The sequence below is a fragment of the Stenotrophomonas sp. YJH_SMC_91 genome (assembly GCF_059368495.1).
Map to the genome: position 1 here is coordinate 1 of NZ_JCAFRT010000029.1, position 4556 is coordinate 4556.

5 protein-coding genes are annotated in these 4556 nt (G+C 67.0%); all 5 read right to left on the reverse strand.

Translation table 11 applies throughout. The features are described from left to right. A partial coding sequence (locus AC5P5X_RS20280; RefSeq protein WP_099597122.1) for a methyl-accepting chemotaxis protein occupies positions 1–1761 on the reverse strand: 1761 nt, incomplete at its 3' end. Positions 1762–1862: 101 nt separating this feature from the next. Next, positions 1863–2246 carry a hypothetical protein gene (locus AC5P5X_RS20285; RefSeq protein WP_005409515.1) on the reverse strand — a complete coding sequence of 128 codons (384 nt, stop codon included), beginning with the start codon at positions 2244–2246 and terminating at the stop codon, positions 1863–1865. A gap of 136 nt (positions 2247–2382) precedes the next feature. Further along, complete coding sequence (locus AC5P5X_RS20290; RefSeq protein ID WP_005409516.1) at positions 2383–2874, reverse strand: chemotaxis protein CheW; 492 nt, start codon at positions 2872–2874, stop codon at positions 2383–2385. Positions 2875–3106: 232 nt separating this feature from the next. Further along, the gene (locus AC5P5X_RS20295) at positions 3107–3880 is read right to left on the reverse strand and encodes a flagellar brake protein (protein ID WP_005413239.1); all 774 of its coding nucleotides are present in this window, start codon (positions 3878–3880) and stop codon (positions 3107–3109) included. A 204-nt stretch (positions 3881–4084) separates the two neighbouring features. Beyond that, the coding region (locus tag AC5P5X_RS20300; protein ID WP_495213729.1) for a methyl-accepting chemotaxis protein at positions 4085–4556 on the reverse strand (472 nt) is incomplete at its 5' end.

Genomic DNA, 4556 nt, shown 5'->3' on the forward strand with positions numbered 1-4556 from the left:
GATGATCTCGGCGATCTTCTTCGACGAGGCTTCGATGGCCGACATGGTGGTGACCACCTGGCCGACCACCTCGCCGCCCTGCGAAGCGACACCGTGCGCGCCGATGGCGAGCTGGTTGGCCTGGCGGGCGTGCTCGGCGTTCTGGCGCACGGTGGAGGTCAGTTCCTCCATCGAGGCAGCGGTTTCTTCCAGGTTGGCGGCCTGCTGCTCGGTACGGCGCGACAGGTCACTGTTGCCCGAGGCGATCTCGCCGGCGGCCGAGCTGATCGCGCGGCTGGACTGCTTGATGCGGGTGACGATTTCACTCAGCTGCGCGGCGGTGGCGTTGGCGTCGTCGCGCATGCGGGCGAACACGCCCTGGTAGTCGCCGTGCATGCGCACGGTCAGGTCACCCTGCGACAGCGCGGCAAGCAGGCCGGAGATCTGTTCGATGCTGCCGGCATTGGCGTCCAGCAGGCCGTTGATCTGCTGGGCCAGCTGCAGGAAGAAGCCTTCCTTGTCGCTGGCGTCGATGCGGCCGGACAGGTCGCCGGCGGCGGCCTGGGCGATCACGCGCGCCACTTCGGCTTCGACCAGTGCTTCCTGGGTGCGGTCGCGCCATTCCACCACGTAGCCGACGGTGTCGCCGCCTTCGTTGCGGATGGTCGACACCACCTGCGCGAACTGGGCATCGCCGTACTGCATCGGGCGACGGGCGACGCCGTGGGCCTTCAGGTTGCCCAACAGCGTCTGGTCCATCTCGCCGCGGTGTTCCAGCACGGTGACCGGCTTGCCGATCAACGAGGCCTGGGCGTCGAAGTCCGGCAGGTCGCGGCGTACTTCATCCTGGTACTGGCTGAGGGTCTGCTGCAGGGCGCGGTTGCTGTAGACGATGGTGTTGCTGGTATCGGTCAGGTAGACACCGGTCGAGCTGTAGTCCAGCGCGGTGCGGATGCGCAGGTTCTCGCGGGCAACGGCCTGGTCGGTTTCGATGCGTTCGCGCAGGTCGCGCTGCATGCGCTGCATGGCCTGCATCAGCTCGCCCACTTCGTCCTGGCGGCTGACGTCGATGTGGCCATCGAGCTTGCCGCCGGCCACGTCGTTGGCAACCGACACGGCGCCACGCACGCTGCCGACGAGGGCGCGCGCGAACAGCCAGACCAGCACCAGGCCGAGCGCGGCGCCGCCCAGCAGGGCGATCACGGTCAGCACGGCGGAGGCGGAATAGGTGGACGCGGCCTCTTCGCGCGAGGCGCGGGCGAGGCGGTTGTCTTCGGCGATCAGCGCTTCCAGCGCGGATGCAGCCTTGCGGTGCTTGGTGCGGGTCTCGCCCACGAAGGTATCGATGGCATCGTCCGGCAGGTCCAGCTCCAGCATCTCGGTGACGCTGTCGTAGGAGGCCAGGGCGTCCTTCCATTCCTTGGCGAAGGTATCGAACAGCTTCTTCTGCTGCGCGTTGTCGACCAGCTTCGGGTATTCCTTGATCGACGTGTCCATGCTGGTGCGCAGGTCGACGGCCTGCTTGCGCGCGTCGGACTTGACGTCATCGCTGGCGCGGATCAGCTGCTGGTAGGCGGCATTGCGGTACTCGCCCAGCATGCCGCGCATCTCGCCGGCCATGCGGATGCTTTCCATGCGTGAACCGGCCAACTCGGTGGTGACGTTGTTCAGCGAATGCAGTCCGCGATAGGCGACGATGCCCTGCAGCAGCATCACCAGCAGGAGGACGCCGAAGGTCAACAGCAGCTTCGGCATCAGTTTCAGGTTGTTGATCCACGGCATGGGCGTTGCGATCTCCTAAGGCAGACGCGTCCGGGCGTCGGGCCCGGTTGCAGCAGAAACCACGCCGGCACAAGCTCCGGCGTGGTTCGACGGACAGCGGATTACTTGATGTTGGCCAGCTTCAGGCCCGCCGGCGAGCTGACTTCGATTTCCGCGCGCGAGGCGTCGCGCTGGATCTTGCCGATCACGCACACGGTCTTGCCTTCCAGGGTTTCCAGCGGGAAGGAGAACTTGCCGCGGTTCTCGCCGGCGATGCGGGCCGAGAAGGTGTGGCGCGGGAAGGCACCGCCCATGTACAGGAAGGTCGGCTGGCCTTCGGAACCTTCTGCGTAGCGGGCCTTTTCGACCTTGCCACAGACCATGCCGTCCTTGCCGACCGAACGCGGGGCCAGTTCCGGCGGGATCATGTCGGCCGCCTGGGCGAACGCGGAGGAAGCGGTGGTGGCCAGGACAGCGGCCGAAACGAACGCAAGCAGGGACTTCATCGAGGTGTATCTCCGGGGATGGTGATGGTCGTTCCGGTTCCGCGCGCTCCTGCGCGACCGGCTTCTGTCCCCCTATCGGCACTGCTGGGGGGAACTGAAGGGTTTTGTGACCAGAACGTGAAGCAGGTCCGATGGCTCAGGCGGCAGCGTCTTCGGCGAGGGAGGCCTGGCCCATGTCGGCGCTGTCGAGCAGGGTCTCGATGTCCAGCAGGATCAGCATGCGGTCGTCGTGGGTGCCGATGCCGGAGATGAAGCGGGTGTCGACTGCAGCGCCGAACTCCGGGGTCGGGCGGATCTGCTCGGCCGACAGCGGGATCACGTCCGACACGCTGTCGACCACGATGCCGACCACGCGGTCTTCGACGTTGAGCACGATCATCACGGTGAAGGCGTCGTAGCGGGCGTTGTCCAGGCGCAGCTTCAAGCGCAGGTCGATGACCGGCACGATGGTGCCGCGCAGGTTGATCACCCCCTTGATGTAGTCCGGGGCGTCCGGCACGCGGGTGACCGCATCGTAGCCACGGATCTCCTGCACCTTGAGGATGTCCACGCCGTAGTGCTCGGCGCCGAGGGTGAAGCTGAGGAATTCGCCACCGGCGCTGGCGGCGGAGCTGGTCTTGTCGTTCATCGAGGGGTCCTGGTTCTGCCGGAAGTCCCGGTGTCAGGCTCGATATCGGCCCCGCGTGGGGGGACTTTAGGTGCCGGGGGAGAGGCATCCACGCATGGCGTGGATCTACCGCGGCGCGGCCGGCACGCGCATATGGCGTGGATCCGCCGAAGATCGGTAGTGCCGGCCGCTGGCCGGCGACGGCATCATGCGGGTTGCCGGCCGCCGGCCGGCACGAACGGTCGAACGGGCCTCAGAGCTCGCCGTTGCGGCGCGCCTTGCGCTGGCGGTCGATGCGGAAGATGTAGCGCTGGATGGCGCTGTCGCCGCCGCGCGGCAGGCTGTCAAAGCGCATTCCCACGCGCTTGACCTCGATGCCATTGGGCTGTCGCTGTGGCAGCAGGTTGCAGACCACCAGTTCGATGTCCAGGTCGGGGCCATCGGGCAGCGACAGCTGCGCCGGGTAGCGCTTCTGCAGGCCGAATACGGCGCAGTCGTTGGGAACCACTACGGCCAGGCCGCCACCGCTGATGTCCACCACCCGCATCGACAGCGCTTCGGCACGTGCTTCGCCGGGTGGCAGCAGCAGATGCGGCGAGTCGGTGACCGGGGTCTCCAGCCGGTACAGCTCACGGCGCTGCAGATGCACCAGTTCGTCCGGCAGCGGGGCGCGGAAGGCGACGTGGCCGTCGTTGTCCACGCGCTGCAGTTCGTGCAGGCGGAACCGCACAAGGACACGTTCAAGCTGGGCGAAGCAGAGCAGGTGGTCGGCCTGCTCGGCGGCACGGTTCGACGCCTCCTGCGGGCTGCCGTCGAGCAGCAGGTAGTCTTCGTCCTCGTCGAGATCAAGCAGGGCGGTCGGGAAGGAACGATCCCGGCCGTCGATATGCGCGTTGATCAGTGATCGCTGGTCGATCAGCGAGCGCAGCAGCTGCCGCAGCTGGCGGGGGTTGCGGACCAGGAAGCGTTCGTCCGCGGCGTCGGCCGCGTGGACATCATGCAGTTCAGTGTCGTGGCCGTCGGACATGGAGTCTGTGATCAGGGGCGGGCGCCAGCACGCGTTGTTGCAGGCTCGATGGGGATATCGGCCTCTTCATTGGATTATGAAGTGGGATTTGCATCACTTTCCATGCATAAGGGGCCAGATCCCTTTCCCGTGGGAAAGGGATCTGGCCCCGTGGCCCGCCATGCTGGTGCATCCACCCCATGGGCGGATGCTTTCTGCGTGGGGTCAGAACTCCTGCCAATCACCCTCGGCAGCCAGCGCCGGCTGGGCGGCCGACGCCCGCAGCGGCCGTGTCGGTGCTGCCTTGGTGACGGGCAGGGCGGCCGCGACCTGACGTGGCTGCGGTGCATTTGCCAAGCGTGCCGGCGCAGCGGCGACGCCCTGCGATGCCAGCCGGAAGCGCGCCACGGCTTCGCCCAGCTGCACGGCCTGGTCTTCCATGGCGCGCGCCGCAGCAGTCGCTTCCTCCACCAGCGCGGCATTCTGCTGGGTGGTTTCGTCCATCTGCACCACGGTCTGGTTGACCTGCTCGATGCCGGCCGACTGTTCCTGCGAAGCGGCGGAGATCTCGGCCATGATGTCGGTCACGCGCTGCACCGAGGCGACGATCTCGCCCATGGTGCTGCCGGCCTGGTGCACCAGGCTGGAGCCTTCGGCGACCTTGCCGACCGAATCATCGATCAGGCCCTTGATCTCC